Source organism: Rhodococcus sp. KRD175 (assembly GCF_017168275.1).
Lineage (GTDB): Bacteria > Actinomycetota > Actinomycetes > Mycobacteriales > Mycobacteriaceae > Rhodococcoides > Rhodococcoides fascians.
On record NZ_JABFAQ010000073.1, the window covers coordinates 1 to 1,336 of the forward strand.

A 1,336-nucleotide genomic window follows, 5' to 3' on the forward strand; every position below is an offset into this window, starting at 1 on the left:
GTTTCCACTCAGTGATACTGGAGTCGTTCGTCGGGGTGGAAGGTATGACTCGTTTCCGCTCTGACGCCGATGGCTGTCTTTCATGTGATGTGTCGGCCTTCGTCTCGACGGACATCGTTCACACGCGACCGGTGGGCGGAGTGACTTGATAGGAGCCTGACCAAAGAGTCCCGTCACTGTGTTGTCCGCCGTCCCGGCCGGTGCGTGGTCACCTGTCGAAGGGATAACCAGTGTCCAGCATGACCGAAAGCCCACCCGATGTCAGCCTCGCCGTCATTGCAGGCATCGATACTCACAAAGACACCCACCACGCGGCGATCATCGACCACCTCGGCCGCAAAATCTGCGACCGAGAGTTCCCGGCAACCGGCGCCGGCTACCGCGCACTGCTGGCATGGTTGATCGGGACCGGCATCGTCGTCCGAGTCGGAATCGAAGGCACCGGAAGCTACGGCTCCGCGCTGACCACGGTCCTTCTCGCAGCGGGCCTCGAGGTCGTCGATGTCGACCGCACCGACCGCCGCTCGCGGCGCTTTCACGGCAAATCCGATCCGCTCGATGCTTACAGTGCTGCTCGCATCGCTGCGGCCGGGCTGGCTCGCACGATTCCGAAGACCCACGACGGGGACGTCGAGGCAATTCGGTTCCTGCACAACGCTCGTCGCTCCGCGGTGAAAGCTCGCGCCGAAGCGATCACAGGTCTCAAATCTGCCGTCGTCAACGCGCCCGAACCGATTCGAGAACAGCTCCGGGGTCTGACCACAGTCGCATTGATCGACGCATGCGCAGCACTGCGCCCGACCGCCGTCACTCCAGGTGCACTGACCGCGGCGATCAAGACTGCACTGCGGTCGGTGGCGCGACGGATCCAGCTCCTCGACACCGACATCAAGGCACTCGACAAAAACCTCGCAGTGCTCATCGACGATGCCGCCGAAGACCTCGTCGGCCGGTTCGGGGTGGGCTACGAAACAGCAGCACAGTTGCTGATCACCGTCGGTGACAACCCCCACCGCGTCAGCTCCGAAGCAGCATTCGCCAGCCTCTGCGGTGTCGCACCCCTACCCGCATCGTCGGGCAAAACCACTCGCCATCGACTCAACCGCGGCGGCAACCGGCAGGCCAACCGAGCGTTGCACGTCATCGTCATGGCCCGCCTCAAATACGACACCCGCACCCAGCAATACCGCGACCGACGACTCGCTGAAGGCAAGAGCAAACGCGACATCATCCGCTGCCTCAAGCGAGCCGTCGCCCGCGAAATGTTCCAACATCTCACCCAGAAAACTGCCACTTGACACTCATAGGAGCATCACATGCGGCGCCAGCCGCTCTA

General features: G+C 62.9%; 1 protein-coding gene. It reads left to right on the forward strand.

Annotation, left to right across the window (positions count from 1 at the left end):
- The first annotated feature begins 239 nt into the window (after positions 1 to 239).
- Complete coding sequence (locus J1M81_RS25710) at positions 240 to 1,298, forward strand: IS110 family transposase (protein WP_206499152.1); 1,059 nt, start codon at positions 240 to 242, stop codon at positions 1,296 to 1,298.
- The last annotated feature ends 38 nt before the right edge of the window (positions 1,299 to 1,336 follow it).